This is a genomic window from Lysinibacillus sp. FSL P4-0201, assembly GCF_038593425.1.
Taxonomy (GTDB): domain Bacteria; phylum Bacillota; class Bacilli; order Bacillales_A; family Planococcaceae; genus Lysinibacillus; species Lysinibacillus capsici.
In genome coordinates, this window is the sequence record NZ_CP151995.1 from 836,085 (window position 1) to 852,610 (window position 16,526).

The window sequence follows — 16,526 nt, forward strand, 5'->3', positions numbered from 1 at the left end:
TTACCTCCGATTAATTTGTTTTTGGATCTAAAGCATCTCGTAAACCATCTCCTAAGAAGTTAAAGGAGAGGACAAGAAGCATAATACAAAGACCTGGGAAAATCGCGACATATGAATGTGTTTCCAGGTACGTACTACCAACTTTTAAAATATTGCCCCATTCAGGAATGTGTGGCTCAATACCTAGCCCTAAAAAACTTAAACTACTTGTGGAAATAACAGCTCCACCAATCGTTAATGTTGCTTTCACAATCATTGGTGCTAAAGAATTGGGGACAATGTGCTTGAAAATAATAGCTGCATCAGATGCACCTAAAGCTCTAGCCGATTCTACAAACTCATAATTAGCAAGCTGCATAACATTTGCCCGCATTGTACGGGCATAGGTTGGAATTGCTCCAACACTAAGTGCAATAATAAGATTCACAGTATTAGCACCAAATGCGGCGATAATAGCAATGGCTAACAATATCCCAGGAATGGCATATAAAATATCGAGACTTCGCATGATGATATTATCAGTGGATTTACCATAATAGCCTGAAAATGCTCCTAATGCGCCACCAATAACTGCGGGGATAATCGTGGAGAAAAATCCGACGATTAATGATATTTGTGCCCCAAACACAATACGAGAAAATAAATCTCGACCATAATTATCTGTACCTAGTGGATATTCTAATGTCGGTGTTTGTAGCAATGCTCCATAATTATTTTCAGTAGCGAAATCATAGTCGAAAGTCCAAGAACTTGTAACGGATAACGAGAACATGAAAATAATGAAGAATAAGCCGAATACAGCCATTGTATTGCGTAAAATCTTCTCCCATATTTTTTGCCATTTCTCAATAGAAGATGGATTTGCCCTTCGAGCCTTTTGGATAAGGCTATATCCTAGTAAAGTCGCAAATAGATTACCAGTGAAGGTCGCCAATAATAGGACAATACCTGGAATGAGCATCCATTTAGGTGCCTCAGTTGCTGTGACATATTTCGTACATAAAATGGCCATCACGATATAGAGAAGCGAGAGTACTAAGAAAACGCCCATTGCCAGTACAAAGGTATCTGTGACATATGGCTTAAATAAATTCAATGCTGCAATACCTAAGATGAATAGCTGTGTTATAAAGGCATAGGCAGCAAAAGTATATTCAGCAGTCTTTCTTTTTGACACAAGCATAAATGCAAAGGATGTCGAAAAAATATTGCCTGACAGTATCGTTATTAAAAGAGGATAGCCAAACATTCGAGTATTTTTTTGAATGTCACCATACGTTGCTAAATCCTTTTTAATTCGTAAATTGACGAAGGCAACATATGCCGTAGTGATGACATAAATAACAAAAAGAAGCAGAACCACTGGTCGCCAGCTATTGCTGGAAAAATTATAGCTATAGGCTAGAAATAGTAAAGAAAACAGTAAGGAAAAGACAAAAGTAAAATGAGAATTGACATATTCCTGTGTAATCTTCAAGAGTAGTTTGACATGTAAGATGTTTTTCACAGGTGATCCTCCTTTAAGACTTCTTCATTTTCGAGCGAATGCGTGGATCAAAAAAGGCATACATGATATCAATGAATAAATTGACAATCGAAATGGTGATGGCAATATAAACAACGCCCCCAAGAATTGCCGGAATATCAGGGATAAATTGTTTATCGACGATATAGCTACCTATACCACTAATGTTGAATACCTTTTCTGTTACAGATGCGCCTCCCAACATACCTCCAAAAAGAAGTCCAATCACCGTAATAATCGGAATCATAGCATTGCGAATGGCATGTTTTGAAATCACTTTGAATTCATTTAAGCCCTTAGCTTTTGCTGTAATAATGTAATCCTCATGAATCACCTCAAGCATACTTGACCTTGTCATCCTAGCAATAGAAGCCGTAATGGATGTTCCTAAGACGACAATTGGCATGATAAGCGAGAGCCAATTATGAGGGTTATAGGTAGCTGGAAACCATTGTAGCTTTAGAGCAAATGTCAAAATAAAAATTAAACCTTGCCAAAAGCTTGGGATGGATAGACCAATTAAAGCAATGAACATAAATGTATAATCCAAATATGAATTTGGACGAACAGCTGAAATAATTCCAACTGGTATGGCAATAGCAATAGCCATTAGCAACGACAATACGGCAATTTCAAGAGTGACAGGAAATTTTGTAGCAATGCTATGTGTGATATCTTCTTTACCTGCAAAGGATGTACCTAAATCAAATGTAAATAGACCAGATAATGCGTTCCATAGCTGTGATAAATAAGGTTGATCCAAACCATGAATGCGATTAAAGTTTTCTATTTGCACAGGTGTTGCTTCAACTCCGAGTAGGTTTCTTGCTGGATCAAAAGGTGATAAATATAAAATGGTAAACACTAATGTAGCCACTCCAACAATCACAATGAAGCTTTGTAAAATACGTTCAATGATAAATTGCAGAAATGGATTCGCAAATAAGATAAGTACTACATAAAATAAAACAGCTGGTAGAAAGGTAAGAGCCACAAAACGTTTGTTAGTTAGTTGCTGATTAAAAAATTGGGCATAGGATAGTTGTTGTATGTCCTCTTTTTGTAAATCCTGATCCACTTGCTGTTGAAGCTTCCTTTGAGCTAAGTGCTTGGCTGTGAACTGAATTTGTGACTCCAATACAGCCTCTTTAAAAAATGTAGCTTTTGCTATTTCTTGTTGCTCAAATTCCTTTTGCCACTGGGCAACCAATCCATGCTCTATATAGTACTGACTACGCAATGCAAAAGCCTGATCATAAGTGTTTGAAAGTTTCCTTTTCCGATAGATAAAGTATGTAAAAGGGTGAACTAAAATACTAAAAAGAAAAAGAAGTAGATGATAAGGCTTTTGATGCATTAGTTTTTGATAAACCGTAGAAAAGAAAATAAATTTCTCTGGTTTTAAATGATTTTTTGAAGTAACCATGCATTTCCTCCAAACGTAAATAAAATATTCAGTATTATATTGTATAATTCCTATCAGTATTGTAAAGTATGGATTATACTTGAAAGTAAGTCAATCACAAATTTTAAAAAGGATGGGTCGAATGAGTGAAAAGCTTTTAGAAATCAATAATCTTCGCGTATCCTTTATCACAGGGGAGACAGAATTTGAAGCCGTTAAGGACGTTAACTTCCATCTAAATAAAGGTGAAACACTAGGAATTGTGGGAGAGTCTGGGAGCGGGAAAAGTGTAACGGCTCGCTCCATTATGCGTTTATTACCATCGCCACCTTCATTTTTGAAATCTGGCTCAATTGTGTTTAAAGGGCAAGAACTCACTGAATTTAGTGAAAAACAAATGGAAGGGATACGTGGACAAGATATTAGTATGATTTTCCAAGATCCGATGACATCCACAAACCCTACTATTCGAATAGGTGATCAAGTGGCTGAAAGTTTAATCAAGCATCAGTCAATGTCAAAAAACGAAGCCTATCAACAAACAATAGAATTATTAAAACTGGTTGGTATTAGAGACGCAGAAGAACGGTATCGACAATACCCTCATGAATTTTCAGGTGGTATGCGTCAACGGGTAATGATTGCTATGGCGCTTGCTTGTAATCCCTCACTGCTTATTGCAGATGAGCCAACAACAGCACTGGACGTTACTATTCAAGCTCAAATCCTAAAATTGATGCGCGATATGCAAAAGAAAATGGGAACGTCTATTATTTTAATTACACACGATTTAGGCGTTGTTGCAGGTATGTGTGATCGCATCATAGTGATGAAAGAAGGAGAAATAGTTGAACAGGGCACAACAGAAGAAATTTTTGCAAATGCCCAGCATCCGTATACCCAGAAATTATTGAATGCCTTACCAAAACTGCATGAGAAAAAGCAGCCAAAAGAGATTGCTACTATTCAGCCAGGTATCGATCGACATAAACCGTTAATCGAAGTGACCCATCTATCCAAAGAATTTCCATTAGGTCGTGGTCAAACGTTGAAAGCAGTGAATGATTTATCGTTCTATATATATCCTGGTGAAACATTGGGCTTGGTTGGTGAATCTGGTTCAGGTAAATCGACTACAGGTAGGACGATTCTTCAACTTCATCAGCCTACAAATGGAGAGGTTCTATATCAAGGAATACCTGTAACGAGGCTATCGAAAAAACAGCTAAAGGCAATGCGTCGCCATATGCAAATTATTTTCCAAGACCCCTATTCATCGTTAAATCCTCGCAGAAAAATCTTAGATATTATTGGCGAGGCTCTTGATATTCATGGTCTGGTGAAGACACATGTGGAGAGGCGACAACGGGTAGAGGAATTGCTTGAACTTGTTGGTTTGAAAAAAGAGCATGCCATGCGTTATCCTCATGAATTTTCGGGAGGTCAGCGTCAACGAATTGGTATTGCGAGAGCATTAGCGGTTGAGCCAAACTTTATTGTTTGTGATGAACCCTTATCGGCACTGGATGTTTCCATTCAAAGGCAGATTGTTGATTTATTAAAAGAATTACAACAAAAGCTTGGGCTGACGTATTTATTTATTGCCCATGATTTATCCATGGTGAAGCACATCAGTGATCGTGTAGCTGTCATGTATGGTGGAAAGATTGTAGAACTGGCAGAAAGTGAAGAGCTATACGCTAACCCACAACATCCATATACACGTGCATTACTACGTTCTATTCCTATTCCAGATCCTGCAATTGAGAAGCAGAAATATACTGATGCTGATCATGCAGAAGACGTGAAAATACGTTATGAGGTAGAAAATAGTCAGTTAGTAGAGGTTTTACCAAATCACTGGGTAGCAGTGACAATATGATAGCTTGAATGTAGTAGCTTGATATTTTACAATAGAAACATCGTGAAACTTGTTGTCTTTCTGATGATGAGGTGCACAACTTATACGAATCGTAAGTATAAGCAATGATGATTAGTTGTGAGGGGCCTACTACATGAAAATTCAAGATATAAAAACATTAATAACAAGTGGTACGATTATTTTGGCTGTAGCATTGTACATGATATTTGGCAGATCACCTGCGGAAGATCAAAGTACTAAATCAGTTACAGATCAGCAAGGTACTATTACCATTGAACAAGTGGAAGGAAAAACAGGTAATAAACGCTTTGAGATAGACTATATTAAAGCATATGATGGGGATACGATTCAGGCGACAATTAATGGTGAGAAACGAAAAATTCGTCTATTAATGGTGGATACTCCTGAAATGAATTACAATAAAGGTGGCGCTCAGCCATATGCGGAAGAAGCAAAAGAGTATACGATCAATTTATTGGAAAAGGCTAAGAAAATTGAAGCGGTCTATGATGTTGGACCAGAAACAGACAATTATGATCGCCTTCTAGCCTACGTGTTTGTAGATAATGTCTTATTGCAGGAATCTTTATTAAACGAAGGGCTTGCAGTTGTACGTTATATTCATAAACCAAACAATACATTTGAAGATGCATTTAGAGCTATTCAACAAAAAGCTCAGGATGCAAAATTAAATATTTGGTCACATGAGGATTACTTCCAAAAAGATGGTTTTCACCCTGAAGTAGTTCAATAATCTATAAATCCATTACTATACGCTTTTAAGTTTAATTTTAGCTAGGAAGCTGCTTCCAGTATCTTACTGGTAGCAGCTTCCTATTTTAAATTCCCTTTGCAAAAGCTTTTGGCATGAGAGGGTGATTCCCTTTTCTAGGGTCGTCTCTCTGTATATAATGCACTCATGATATTGGTCGTAAAAATCTACTGTAGAGGTTCAGCACACGGTAGCGGAAAGCGATTGCACAAAGGAAAGCAAGATACCAGCAACGTTTTGTTTACTTAACAGTGGAAGACGGCTACTGATAAATGAAAAAATCATTTTTATTAATGTTGACAATCAATATGATAATGATTATCATTATCATATAAAGAATATTCCTTGTTCTACAATACAGTGTAGAGAGGATGAACTTTAGCTACTTTTCTCCAGAAGTTTGCTAGTTCATGATTACGCTCCTGAAACCCCCCTCATTTTTGGGAACGTTAAAAATTGTAGACGGCTCATTCTATTATAGAATGAGCCGTCTACAGTCTGAATCTATTTACTAATGAGTAGTAAATGGGTTCTCTTTTTATGCTTGTACATCTTTCGTCCATTCGGCTACTTTATCTTGATTATTGGCAATCCATTTTTTCGCAGCATCTGTGGCACTCATGCCTTCCATTATATCAAACATTACACTTTCTATATCTTCAGCACTCCAGTTGAAACGGTCAAGGACGCTATAGGCTTCAGGGGCATCCTCTTTTAAACCATTCCGCGCAAAAGTGCCAATATATTCTTCGTCTCCATATAAACCTTTGGGGTCATCTAAGTACTTTAAATCATAGGCATTAAAGATCCAGTGTGGTGACCAGCCTGTGATGATGATTTCTTCATTATTAGAGATAGCTTGACTGAGGGCTGCGGTCATTGCACCAGCAGACGAGGTCAATACATTCCAACCTTCCAGATTCTTATATTCCTTATAGGCATTTTCTGTCGTAGCCATCATATTAGCTCCTGGTTCAATGCCTGTAATGGTTTGATTAGCTTGGTTTGTTAAATCTTCAATAGAATCGACATCCATATAACTTGGTACAACCAAACCAATCTTAGCACCAGTTAGGTTTTCTCCTAAGTTCTCTATCTTATTGTTGTATTTTTCTACTTGTGGAGCATGTGTTTGTGGCAACCAAGCAGATACCATACCATCGACCTCTCCGTTTGCAAGTGCTTCCCACATGATCCCATTGTCTAAAGGTGTCACTGTTACCTTATATCCTAAATCTTCTAGTACTTGTCCTACTACATGTGTAGATGCAACTTCAGTATCCCATTCAACATATGCTAAATTAATTTCACCTTTATCAGTATTCTTTGTGTCCTCATTTTCTGAACCACATGCAGTTAACACAATAAGGCATATAAATGCTATTCCTATTTTCAATAACTTGATGAGTTTCATATTACATCTCCTTTCTATTATTTCTTACATAAAAATAAAAATATTAACAAGTAACAACTTAATTTTATAAACAAGTTGTCACTTTTGTCAAATTGATGGTTTAGTCACACCGTGCTAAAAAGATGAAACATAATCAACTAACTTATTTGAGCCCATTAATTTTTTTATTGTTGTCATACGATAGGTGAAAATGGAGACGGAGATTTGAGGAGGCTTAGTATGCATTGGATTACAATTATTCTAATAGGAATCGCTGCGAATTTAGATAACTTGGGGATTGGTCTAGCCTATGGAGTTAAACAAGTTAAAATTCCAATTTTATCAAATGCTGTGATTGCTGTTATGTCGATGATTGTCACATATGTCGCAGTAACAGCTGGTAGCACAGTTGTTGAGTATATTTCACCGCATACTGCCAATTTACTAGGGAGTTTACTACTGTGTGTGATTGGTATATGGACTTTGATGTCCAATAATTTTTCTAATCAGCGGATAGCAGGAAATCCCGAATTATTTGATGAAGATAAAAATCTAGTAATCTCAACAAGAGAAGCAATGGCACTTGGCTTTGTCTTGTCAGCAAACTGTTTAGCAGGGGGGATTGCAATAGGCGCAAATGGCATCTCAGCCCTTTGGACAGTCATTTCCATCGGCGTATTTTCCTTTATCACAGTTGGAGTAGGAAGTAGATGTGGCTCTTTACTAGCAAAAACGTTTATTGGCAAGCATTCTACAGCAATCTCAGGATGGCTACTTATCATGATTGGTATTTTTGAGGTTTTTGCAAAATAATATATTGCTGCGGCTAAATATCACCAAATATTGGTGATATTCTTTTTATTACATAGAGAGGGATACGATGGCTCGACTTTTTTTTTTATGTTTTAAAAATTTATTTTTAATTACTTGACGTAACTAAATTATTAATATATAGTAGGTTACAGAAAGTAATTAAAAACTTTTCAGAAGCTAAGATGTAAACAAATAAGTAACTACAAATGTTTATCCTATCCAATTTTGGGTAACATAAAAGATGTAGTTACTTCATATTTTAAAATATATCTCGAAATCGAGATAAAATCAACCAATTGGAGGAATTTATAATGGCAAAATGGAACATTGATTTAGGACACTCAGCAATTAACTTTCAAGTAAAACACATGATGGTATCAAAAGTTAAGGGTGTATTTGACAGTTACTCAGCTGATATTGAGGCAGCAGATCTTGCAGATTTAACAACTGCTAACATTAGTTTTACAATCGATCCAGCAAGTATTAATACACGTAGCGAAGATCGCGATAATCATTTAAAAGCAGCAGATTTCTTTGATGCCGAAAAATATCCAACGATTACGTTTAAATCTACAAATATTGCTAAAAAAGCAGGCGATGAATATGCAGTAACTGGTGATTTAACAATTAAAGACGTTACAAAATCAGTAACATTTGATACAGAATTTAATGGAAAAGGCACAAATCCATGGGGTCAAGAAGTATACGGCTTTGAAGCTGAAACAACAATTAATCGTGAAGACTTTGGTCTAACTTGGAATGCGGCATTAGAAACTGGTGGAGTCCTTGTTGGGAAAGATATTAAAGTAACGGTTGAATTAGAAATTAATCCAGCTTAAAAATAGATAGCTAGGGCATGTTTGAAGTAATCTTCAAACATGCTTTTTATATAGCTCAAAATAGATACTTGTGAATGAAGAAATCTAGTAAAAAGAATTTGAGAAAAATTTCCAGTAAATAAGTTTCTTGCATATTTTTAGTAATTACTGCATATAAATCATCATATTGTTTTTGGGGGCGATAGGATGAATGTATTAGTGACAGGTGGCTATGGTTTTATTGGCAGTGCAGTAGGTAGGCGCTTTTTTGAAGAAGGTGCAACGGTTTATATTATTGATAATTTAAGTACGGGGCATTTACGGAATGTTGACTTCGAGCATAAATCCTATCTTTTAAATGTTGAGGATGAGGTTTGCGAGCATCTCTTTAAGGAAATAAACTTTGATGTGGTCGTCCATTGTGCAGCGCAAACGAGCGTGCAGCAATCTATCCAGGAGCCAGTAAAGGATATTTTGACAAATATAGTTGGGCTTAGCCAAATGCTTTTTTTATCATCCAAGTATAAGGTACAGCACTTTGTCTTTGCCTCCTCAGCAGCTGTTTACGGGGATAGTCACTATCCTCCATTAGAGGAATCAGATGTCTGTGAACCAATATCTATGTACGGATTAAACAAGAGCATTGGCGAAACCTACTGTGAGAAATGGCAAAAAGATTATCGTTTGCCCGTTCTTATCTATAGATTTGCCAATGTTTTCGGGCCAAGACAGCAAATGCAAGGTGAAGCAGCTGTGATTCCAAGTATGTTAAAAAGCAGTATGGCAGGTAAACCATTTACAATTTATGGTGATGGTGAACAAACACGTGATTTTATTTATGTAGACGATATTGCTGATGCTATTTACGCAGGTGTATCTGCACGTTTACAAGGCACGTATAATGTATCCACTAATGAGGCTTGGTCAATTCACCAGGTCATCTTACTGCTCCAACACTTAAACCATCCACTTGAAATTCAATATGCCCCAGCACGAGAAGGAGATATTGAGCATTCATTTTTAAATAATGATAAATTAGCCAATGCAATTGGTTGGAAGCCTAAAATATCTTTTGCAGAAGGCATTGAACGTACATTGCATGCGCTACAAAATGAATCATTAGCAGAAATTCAACAAAAAAGTGGATAAAGTAAAAAGACATATTACATTGAGTAATATGTCTTTTTCTATGTCTATAGTATAATAATTCATTAAAGAAATGGTTGTGGACGGAGGCTTACATATGCTTGTAGATTTTAGAGTAAAGAATTGTTTAAGTTATAAAGATGATACGTTGTTTTCAATGGTAGCTGGAAGTCGCCTACGAAAATGGAAGGATACCCATACAATTCAGTTTGATACACTTCGTCTTGTAAAAAGCGCATTTATTTTTGGTCCAAATGGAAGCGGAAAATCTAATCTGTTTACGGCTATTAAAGTATTACGTTCCTTGCTTTTTAATTTTGAAAACTTAAATAATGTAAAGCAATTACGTCTACCCTATCAACCGTTTAAGTTAGGAAGTCAGCAAGACAAACCAACAGAGTTTATGATATCGCTTTTTTTGGACGGAGCTTTATATGATTATGAAATTCAGTATAATGCTTCTCAAGTTCTCTATGAACGTCTTGTGAAAACGAACAAGTCACTGAAGGAAGAATTATTTGTCAGACAATGGGATGGTACAGAATATTCTTATGAGACATTTCAAACAGCTTCACAGGAATTGACAAAATATACACGTAATAATACAGCCTTTCTATCCGTATTACATGTTTTTAATGATCCAGACGCTTTAAAGATATTCGATTGGTTTTTACATAAAATTCTTTTCCTAGATGAAGCAAATCGGTTATCAAGTCATCCTCTTATTCGTAAACTTGAAGAGGAGCCCTTTAAAAAGGAAGTGATCAAACTGCTAAAAATTGCAGACCTCTCCATTCAAGATGTCACGGCTAGACGTGTGGAACGCAGAGAGAAAAATACAATTGGCTATGAGTTTGATTCGCCTGAGGTGATACAAGAAGTAGATATTGATCTACATTATTTATCATTTGATGAAGCAGGTGCACCGATAGGGACAAAAACAATTAATTGGACAATGGATTCTAAGGGCACAGTGCGAATGCTACATTTAGCCTGTGTGATGGTGGATGCTTATAATAAAGGAAAAACCATTTTTATAGACGAATTCGACACAGCCTTCCATGTATCGATTTGTGAGTTTTTAATGGCTATTATGAATAGCAAACGCAATAGCAGTAATCAATTTGTTGTGACAAGTCATGAAATAGAATTACTTGATCAGCCACTACGCGCCGATCAAATTTGGTTTGTTAATAAAAGCTTTAAAAATGAATCGGAACTATACTCCTTATTTGATTTTGCAGATTTACAAAGGAAACGTGGAGATCTTTCTTATGCGAAACGCTATATGAAAGGGGAATTTGGTGCAACGCCTGTCATTAATGAGTATTTATCTGAACAATACTTAGAAGAAGCGGAGGTATCTGAGCAGTGAGAGTACGTCAACAAGGGAGCCGAACACTGCGTAAAACTATTTTAATTTATTGTGAAGGTGAAACAGAACGCATCTATTTTGAACAAATGCGTATTTTAAAGCGCTCTAAGATGGTTAGCGTCAAGATAAAAAACGTTAAACGTTCAGCGATTAAGCTTGCCCAACATGCTTATCGAGATTCCAGCTACCAATACTTTGATGAAGTTTGGATTGTTTTTGATAAGGATGATCTAACCGAAAAGCAACTAGAGGAAGTAAATCAATTTTGTGAGGAAAAAAATATTCATATTGCCTATACAAATGAAGCATTTGAATTGTGGTTACTCTTGCATTTTGAGGAAGTTGATAGTACAGAAAAGTACCCTCGTGCTGTCCTTAATGACAAAATGGAACAGCACCTTGGTGTGAGTCGTTATTTCCGACATAAGGCTGATGAATCCCTCATAGCCCCCATTGCATTACGACATGAGTTAGCGATTAAAAATTGCACAGATATGATGGCACTTCGAGAGACAGAGAGCCGTGACAACCCATACTGTAACATACATGAAATGATACGATACATATTTTAAGATTGAGCAGGTTTTCTATTAACAAATAGAAGCCTGTTTTTTATCTTTACATAATGCTTTGTCGGAATGAAGGTATGTTTCTTTTTCCGAAACATATAGTGTATATGGAGCGAAATTAGTACATGTATGAAAGGGGATTGTGTGGATAACTCAAAGTCGAATCAATCCAAAAATGGAGAAGGAAACCCAAAGGATCATCAATTAGAGCCGTTTCGTGTCGAGAATGAGGGTACGAAAATGACAACGAATCAGGGACTAAGGGTGTCCAATGATGAGGATTCGTTAAAGGCAGGTGTTCGTGGTCCGACAATTATGGAGGATTTTCATCTTAGAGAAAAAATTACCCATTTTGATCATGAACGTATTCCAGAGCGTGTTGTACATGCCAGAGGTTTTGCAGCACATGGCGAGTTTGAATTATATGAATCCATGTCGGAATATACGAAGGCAAAATTTTTGCAGGATCCGAAAAAGAAGACACCTGTGTTTGTCAGATTTTCGACAGTGGTAGGGAGCTTAGGTTCAATGGACACAGCTCGTGATGTACGTGGGTTTGCAACAAAATTTTATACGGATGAGGGGAATTATGATTTAGTTGGTAATAATATCCCTGTATTTTTTATTCAGGACGCCATTAAGTTTCCCGATTTAATTCATGCCGTAAAGCCCGAGCCTCATAATGAAATGCCACAAGCAGCCTCCGCACACGATACTTTTTGGGATTTTGTAGCCAGTAATCAGGAAATTGCACATATGATAATGTGGGTAATGTCTGACCGTGCCATTCCGCGAAGCTTTCGTATGATGGAAGGTTTCGGTGTGCATACATTCCGTTTCGTCAATGACAAGGGAAGATCAAGATTTGTGAAATTCCACTGGAAGCCTGTGTTAGGAGTGCATTCTCTTGTTTGGGATGAAGCACAAATAATTGCAGGGAAGGATCCAGATTTTCAACGGAGAGATTTATGGGAAGCCATCGAAATTGGAGATTATCCAGAGTTTGAGTTAGGCATACAGATACTAGAACCTGAAGATGAATTTAAATTTGATTTTGATATTTTAGATGCGACAAAGCTTTGGCCAGAGGAATTAGTACCTGTGAAGAAAATTGGAAAGATGACCTTAAATCGCAATGTGGATAATGTCTTTGCTGAAACAGAGCAAGTTGCCTTTCATCCAGGTAATGTTGTACCTGGCATAGATTTTACGAATGATCCTCTACTACAAGGTCGATTGTTTTCCTATTTAGATACACAATTGATTCGATTAGGTGGACCAAATTTTGCAGAAATCCCTATTAATCGCCCGATTTGCCCAGTGCATAACAATCAACGTAATGGCTTTAGTCGACAGACCATTAATTTAGGCAGGGTAAGCTATCATAAAAATTCATTAGCAAATAATACACCAGCTACCTCTACTGCAAGAGAAGGCGGATATGTTCATTATGAAGAAAAGGTTGAAGGAAGAATCACGAGAGCGCGTAGTAAATCCTTTGACGATCACTTTTCACAAGCAAGGCTATTTTGGAACAGCATGTCTCCACCTGAAAAACAACACATTATCGATGCCTTTAGCTTCGAAGTAGGAAAAGTGAAAAGTAAATCTGTTCGACAGCAAGTAGTGGATATGTTTGTTCATGTGGATAAAGTAATGGCTACCACAGTGGCAGACAACGTTGGTGTTAATCGACCTAATGGCGAGCAGTCTAAAGTAACGGCCTCTTCACCTGCACTGAGTCAAGCCAATACTGTTAAATTACCCTATACGTTGAAAGTAGGCGTCTTAATTGGTGATGGCTTTGATGCAAATGAAGTCGGGGAAGTATTGAAATATTTAACAAGACAAGGTGTGCGCTATAGCATAATCTCTGATCGACTAGGTGTGGTAATAGGGAATAATGGTGTGCAATTAACGGCTACTGACACATTTATTACAACCGATGCTGTATTATTTGACTCATTATATGTTGTTGGAGTAAAGGCAAGTAATCAGGCGAAATTCAATACTTATATCGTCAATTATATAAATGAAGCATATCGTCACTTTAAGCCTATAGGATTTGCTGCAACTGGCACAACCTTCTTCAATATGTCGAATGCCAATGTAGGGCCAGGAATCGTTTTAGCTACAGGTAATAAAGATTTTCCGAAAAAGTTTGTAGCTGCCATTGCCCAGCAACGATTTTGGCAACGAAATATTTATTAAAAAGATCAATGAGCGTCGAATACTCATGAAAGAGAAGCAAATACCCGCGGAGAGAAAGCCTTATACCTGCGAAAGAGAAACGAATGCTCATAAACGTATACAAATAAGTCAAAAGGCCTTTCATTGTAATGAAAGGCTTTTACTATGTCTGTCATTGCATTCAAAATTTGCAAATGATATGGTGGTACATGAGGTGAAAATTATGGAAAATTTTGATATTGCTATTATTGGAGCCGGACCAGGTGGCTATGTGGCTGCCATACATGCAGCCAAGAATGGCAAAAAAGTAGCACTCATCGAACGAGATAAATTGGGAGGAGCCTGCTATAATGTTGGCTGCATTCCATCAAAGATTTTATTGGAGCATAGTAAACTTGTGCAGGAAATAAAAAGAGGGAATAGCTGGGGAATAGAAGTGCCTAAAGTGGAAATTAATTTTCCTCGACTAATGCAACGGAAAGATACAATTATTCATGAACTACTAACAAACATTGAGCACTATATTATCAATAATCATATAACTTTATATCGTGGTGAAGCTTCAGTCGTAAAGGACTTAACGATAACTATCGGGAATGAGACGATAATGGCATCAGATATAATTTTAGCGACAGGTAGTAAACCCTTTGTTCCACGATTCGAAGGGTTAGAGACATCCACCTACCATACGACGGACACATTTTTTGAGATAGACAAGCTTCCAGCACAGCTAACAATCATTGGCGGGGGCGTAATTGCCATTGAAATGGCGTTTAGTTTAGCACCACTTGGTACAAAGGTAACAGTGCTTAATCATAGCGAGGATATTTTACAAACGGAAGAGGCGGAAGCAAGACCGTTGATTCGAGAAAAGATGAAGAAATTTGGTATTGAACTTGTGACAGATTTTCATTTTGAAAAATTTGAAGGTAATATCATTCATACATCTAAAGGATCTTATACATATGAAAACCTTTTATTTGCTACTGGACGTCGTCCCAATATAGAAATTGCTGAGCAACTAGGATTAGCTTTTGATGGTCGATTAATCGCTGTTAATGAGCATTTTGAAACAAGCCTGCCGAATATTTATGCGATAGGTGACTTAGTGGGTGGTTATCAACTTGCACATTCTGCCAGTGCTGAAGGAATTTACGTTGTCGATTATATTGTAGGAAATCAACCAATACCAATTGATCAAACAAGCATTCCACGTTGTGTTTATACAAACCCTGAAATTGCTACATTTGGTTTACTAGAAGAGCAAGTCAAGGCACCGTACATTGTAACGAAAATGCCACTACAAACAAACCCAAAGGCATTAATGGAGGGGAATACTGAAGGCTTTGTCAAGCTAATTTCATCTAAGGATAATGGGCAAATTTTAGGGGCTTGTGTAGTAGCTGATGGTGCAACAGAAATACTTAATGCACTATTAGCAACAAAAAATGCTGGTGGTACAGCTCGAACACTTGCACATATGATTTTTCCACATCCTACTGTATCGGAGCATATTGGAGATGTGGCTAAAGCTGTGTTTGGGAAAGCAATACACCAATAAAAAGCTGTTGACATTCTAGAAATTTATGTTAAATTAATTTTATAAGAATACTAGGAATTTAAGTTAACTAGACATCTAGAGGCTTCTATTTTACAAAACGGTGTTTCATCGATTTGTAGGATAGGGGCCTTTTTTATAACATTGCTAAAAGGAGTGGGCAAGATGACAAAAGCAGTCATTATTAATGGAAGTAATTCGAAAAATTCTAGAGTTACCGCCATTCATGAAAAGGTGGAGAATCATTTTATTGCACAAGGAGTAGAGGTTCACTCAAATTATATACATGAGCTCCCAGCTACAGATTTATTAACAGCGAATTTTTCTAGTAAGCAAATACAGTCTGAAAATGAGCATGTTAAGGAAGCAGATTTTATTGTCATCCTTACACCAATTTATAAAGCATCCTATACAGGTATTTTGAAGACTTACTTGGATCTACTACCGCAAAAAGCCTTGCTCGATAAGGCTATACTCCCCATTGCTGTAGGAGGTTCGATTAGTCATTTGTTGGCATTGGAATATGCATTAAAGCCAGTATTAGCTGTACTAGGAGCCACTTCCATTACCAATTCTGTTTACATTGTAGATAAACAAATTATACGTTTGGAAGAGGGCGGCTTTGCGATAGAAGAAGAGGCTATCAGTAGACTTGAAGCACAATTAAATCAGTTGCAGCAAGCATTCATTGTTAATTAGAATAAATAAAAACGCATTATAGGGGCATCCTATAATGCGTTATTTTTTAATTTCCTTCTGGATTTTCTTCATTCTCCACAGGTATTGTAGAGAGATATAAGAAAGCCTCATCTTGCAATAGCAATATTTTTTCTTCACAAATTCCATGCGATAATGGTCCAGAAAAAATGGACTCCCACCATGTTCCTGTTGTTGTTGTCATTCATCTACGCCCCCGTTTCGGTTTTAATATGTAGTTGTATATTTCCCGAGATGAAAAAACTAAAACATTTCATTTCACATATTGCTATTTCACCCCCTCGATGTAGAAAGAGGATTTTTGCCTCTCGATGTTGTATCGTATAGACAAAGATAGTTTGTTTCAAAATGAAAAAACTATGT

Annotated in this window: 14 protein-coding genes; 10 read left to right on the top strand and 4 right to left on the bottom strand. The window is 36.9% G+C overall.

The genetic code is table 11. From position 1 onward, the window contains the following. Positions 1-10: 10 nt before the first annotated feature. Both MKY76_RS03990 and MKY76_RS03995 read right to left on the bottom strand, forming a co-directional pair. Positions 11-1,507 carry an ABC transporter permease gene (locus MKY76_RS03990; protein WP_048392016.1) on the bottom strand — a complete coding sequence of 499 codons (1,497 nt, stop codon included), beginning with the start codon at positions 1,505-1,507 and terminating at the stop codon, positions 11-13. Between the two features lie 13 nt (positions 1,508-1,520). Next, positions 1,521-2,951, bottom strand: coding sequence for an ABC transporter permease (locus tag MKY76_RS03995; protein ID WP_054549793.1), 1,431 nt, complete (start codon positions 2,949-2,951; stop codon positions 1,521-1,523). 121 nt (positions 2,952-3,072) lie between these two features. On the opposite strand from MKY76_RS03995, the gene MKY76_RS04000 reads away from it, so the two are divergent. Together MKY76_RS04000 and MKY76_RS04005 are read left to right on the top strand one after the other, a co-directional pair. Next, entirely contained in the window at positions 3,073-4,812 is a 1,740-nt protein-coding gene (locus tag MKY76_RS04000; RefSeq protein ID WP_054549794.1) for an ABC transporter ATP-binding protein, read from the top strand. 133 nt (positions 4,813-4,945) lie between these two features. Then, positions 4,946-5,566 carry a thermonuclease family protein gene (locus tag MKY76_RS04005; protein ID WP_342557448.1) on the top strand — a complete coding sequence of 207 codons (621 nt, stop codon included), beginning with the start codon at positions 4,946-4,948 and terminating at the stop codon, positions 5,564-5,566. Between the two features lie 556 nt (positions 5,567-6,122). Here the strand turns inward: MKY76_RS04005 and MKY76_RS04010 are convergent. Beyond that, positions 6,123-6,998: a glycine betaine ABC transporter substrate-binding protein gene (locus MKY76_RS04010; protein WP_054549796.1), complete on the bottom strand. Its 876-nt coding sequence runs from the start codon at positions 6,996-6,998 to the stop codon at positions 6,123-6,125. A 219-nt stretch (positions 6,999-7,217) separates the two neighbouring features. Here MKY76_RS04010 and MKY76_RS04015 point away from each other — a divergent pair, with 219 nt between their 5' ends. From MKY76_RS04015 to ssuE, 8 genes are all read left to right on the top strand, one after another. Continuing rightward, on the top strand, positions 7,218-7,790 hold the full coding sequence (locus MKY76_RS04015; RefSeq protein ID WP_048392011.1) for a manganese efflux pump: 573 nt from the start codon (positions 7,218-7,220) through the stop codon (positions 7,788-7,790). A gap of 311 nt (positions 7,791-8,101) precedes the next feature. Continuing rightward, positions 8,102-8,629 carry a YceI family protein gene (locus tag MKY76_RS04020; RefSeq protein WP_004224534.1) on the top strand — a complete coding sequence of 176 codons (528 nt, stop codon included), beginning with the start codon at positions 8,102-8,104 and terminating at the stop codon, positions 8,627-8,629. 186 nt (positions 8,630-8,815) lie between these two features. Further along, a complete protein-coding gene (locus tag MKY76_RS04025; protein WP_048392010.1) occupies positions 8,816-9,757 on the top strand; it encodes an NAD-dependent epimerase/dehydratase family protein in 942 nt (313 codons plus the stop codon). 94 nt (positions 9,758-9,851) lie between these two features. Next, complete coding sequence (locus MKY76_RS04030; protein ID WP_066036265.1) at positions 9,852-11,129, top strand: ATP-binding protein; 1,278 nt, start codon at positions 9,852-9,854, stop codon at positions 11,127-11,129. Further along, positions 11,126-11,701, top strand: a complete 576-nt coding sequence (locus MKY76_RS04035) for an RloB family protein (protein ID WP_048392008.1) — start codon at positions 11,126-11,128, stop codon at positions 11,699-11,701. Before MKY76_RS04030 ends, MKY76_RS04035 begins: the two co-directional genes overlap by 4 nt. A gap of 126 nt (positions 11,702-11,827) precedes the next feature. Continuing rightward, entirely contained in the window at positions 11,828-13,909 is a 2,082-nt protein-coding gene (locus tag MKY76_RS04040; RefSeq protein WP_167444833.1) for a catalase, read from the top strand. Between the two features lie 202 nt (positions 13,910-14,111). Further along, positions 14,112-15,449: a dihydrolipoyl dehydrogenase gene (gene lpdA, locus MKY76_RS04045; protein WP_313871342.1), complete on the top strand. Its 1,338-nt coding sequence runs from the start codon at positions 14,112-14,114 to the stop codon at positions 15,447-15,449. Between the two features lie 162 nt (positions 15,450-15,611). Then, positions 15,612-16,145, top strand: coding sequence for an NADPH-dependent FMN reductase (gene ssuE, locus MKY76_RS04050; RefSeq protein ID WP_048392005.1), 534 nt, complete (start codon positions 15,612-15,614; stop codon positions 16,143-16,145). 46 nt (positions 16,146-16,191) lie between these two features. On the opposite strand, the gene MKY76_RS04055 is transcribed toward ssuE, so the two are convergent. Next, positions 16,192-16,347 carry a hypothetical protein gene (locus MKY76_RS04055; RefSeq protein WP_004224556.1) on the bottom strand — a complete coding sequence of 52 codons (156 nt, stop codon included), beginning with the start codon at positions 16,345-16,347 and terminating at the stop codon, positions 16,192-16,194. Positions 16,348-16,526: the final 179 nt, after the last annotated feature.

Excerpts from the sequence above, each read along its gene's own strand:
- MKY76_RS03995 (WP_054549793.1), bottom strand. The coding sequence starts at position 2,951 with ATGGTTACTTCAAAAAATCATTTAAAACCAGAGAAATTTATTTTCTTT.
- MKY76_RS04000 (WP_054549794.1), top strand. The coding sequence starts at position 3,073 with ATGAGTGAAAAGCTTTTAGAAATCAATAATCTTCGCGTATCCTTTATC.
- MKY76_RS04005 (WP_342557448.1), top strand. The coding sequence starts at position 4,946 with ATGAAAATTCAAGATATAAAAACATTAATAACAAGTGGTACGATTATT.
- MKY76_RS04010 (WP_054549796.1), bottom strand. The coding sequence starts at position 6,998 with ATGAAACTCATCAAGTTATTGAAAATAGGAATAGCATTTATATGCCTT.
- MKY76_RS04015 (WP_048392011.1), top strand. The coding sequence starts at position 7,218 with ATGCATTGGATTACAATTATTCTAATAGGAATCGCTGCGAATTTAGAT.
- MKY76_RS04020 (WP_004224534.1), top strand. The coding sequence starts at position 8,102 with ATGGCAAAATGGAACATTGATTTAGGACACTCAGCAATTAACTTTCAA.
- MKY76_RS04025 (WP_048392010.1), top strand. The coding sequence starts at position 8,816 with ATGAATGTATTAGTGACAGGTGGCTATGGTTTTATTGGCAGTGCAGTA.
- MKY76_RS04030 (WP_066036265.1), top strand. The coding sequence starts at position 9,852 with ATGCTTGTAGATTTTAGAGTAAAGAATTGTTTAAGTTATAAAGATGAT.
- MKY76_RS04040 (WP_167444833.1), top strand. The coding sequence starts at position 11,828 with ATGAAAGGGGATTGTGTGGATAACTCAAAGTCGAATCAATCCAAAAAT.
- lpdA (WP_313871342.1), top strand. The coding sequence starts at position 14,112 with ATGGAAAATTTTGATATTGCTATTATTGGAGCCGGACCAGGTGGCTAT.
- ssuE (WP_048392005.1), top strand. The coding sequence starts at position 15,612 with ATGACAAAAGCAGTCATTATTAATGGAAGTAATTCGAAAAATTCTAGA.
- MKY76_RS04055 (WP_004224556.1), bottom strand. The coding sequence starts at position 16,347 with ATGACAACAACAACAGGAACATGGTGGGAGTCCATTTTTTCTGGACCA.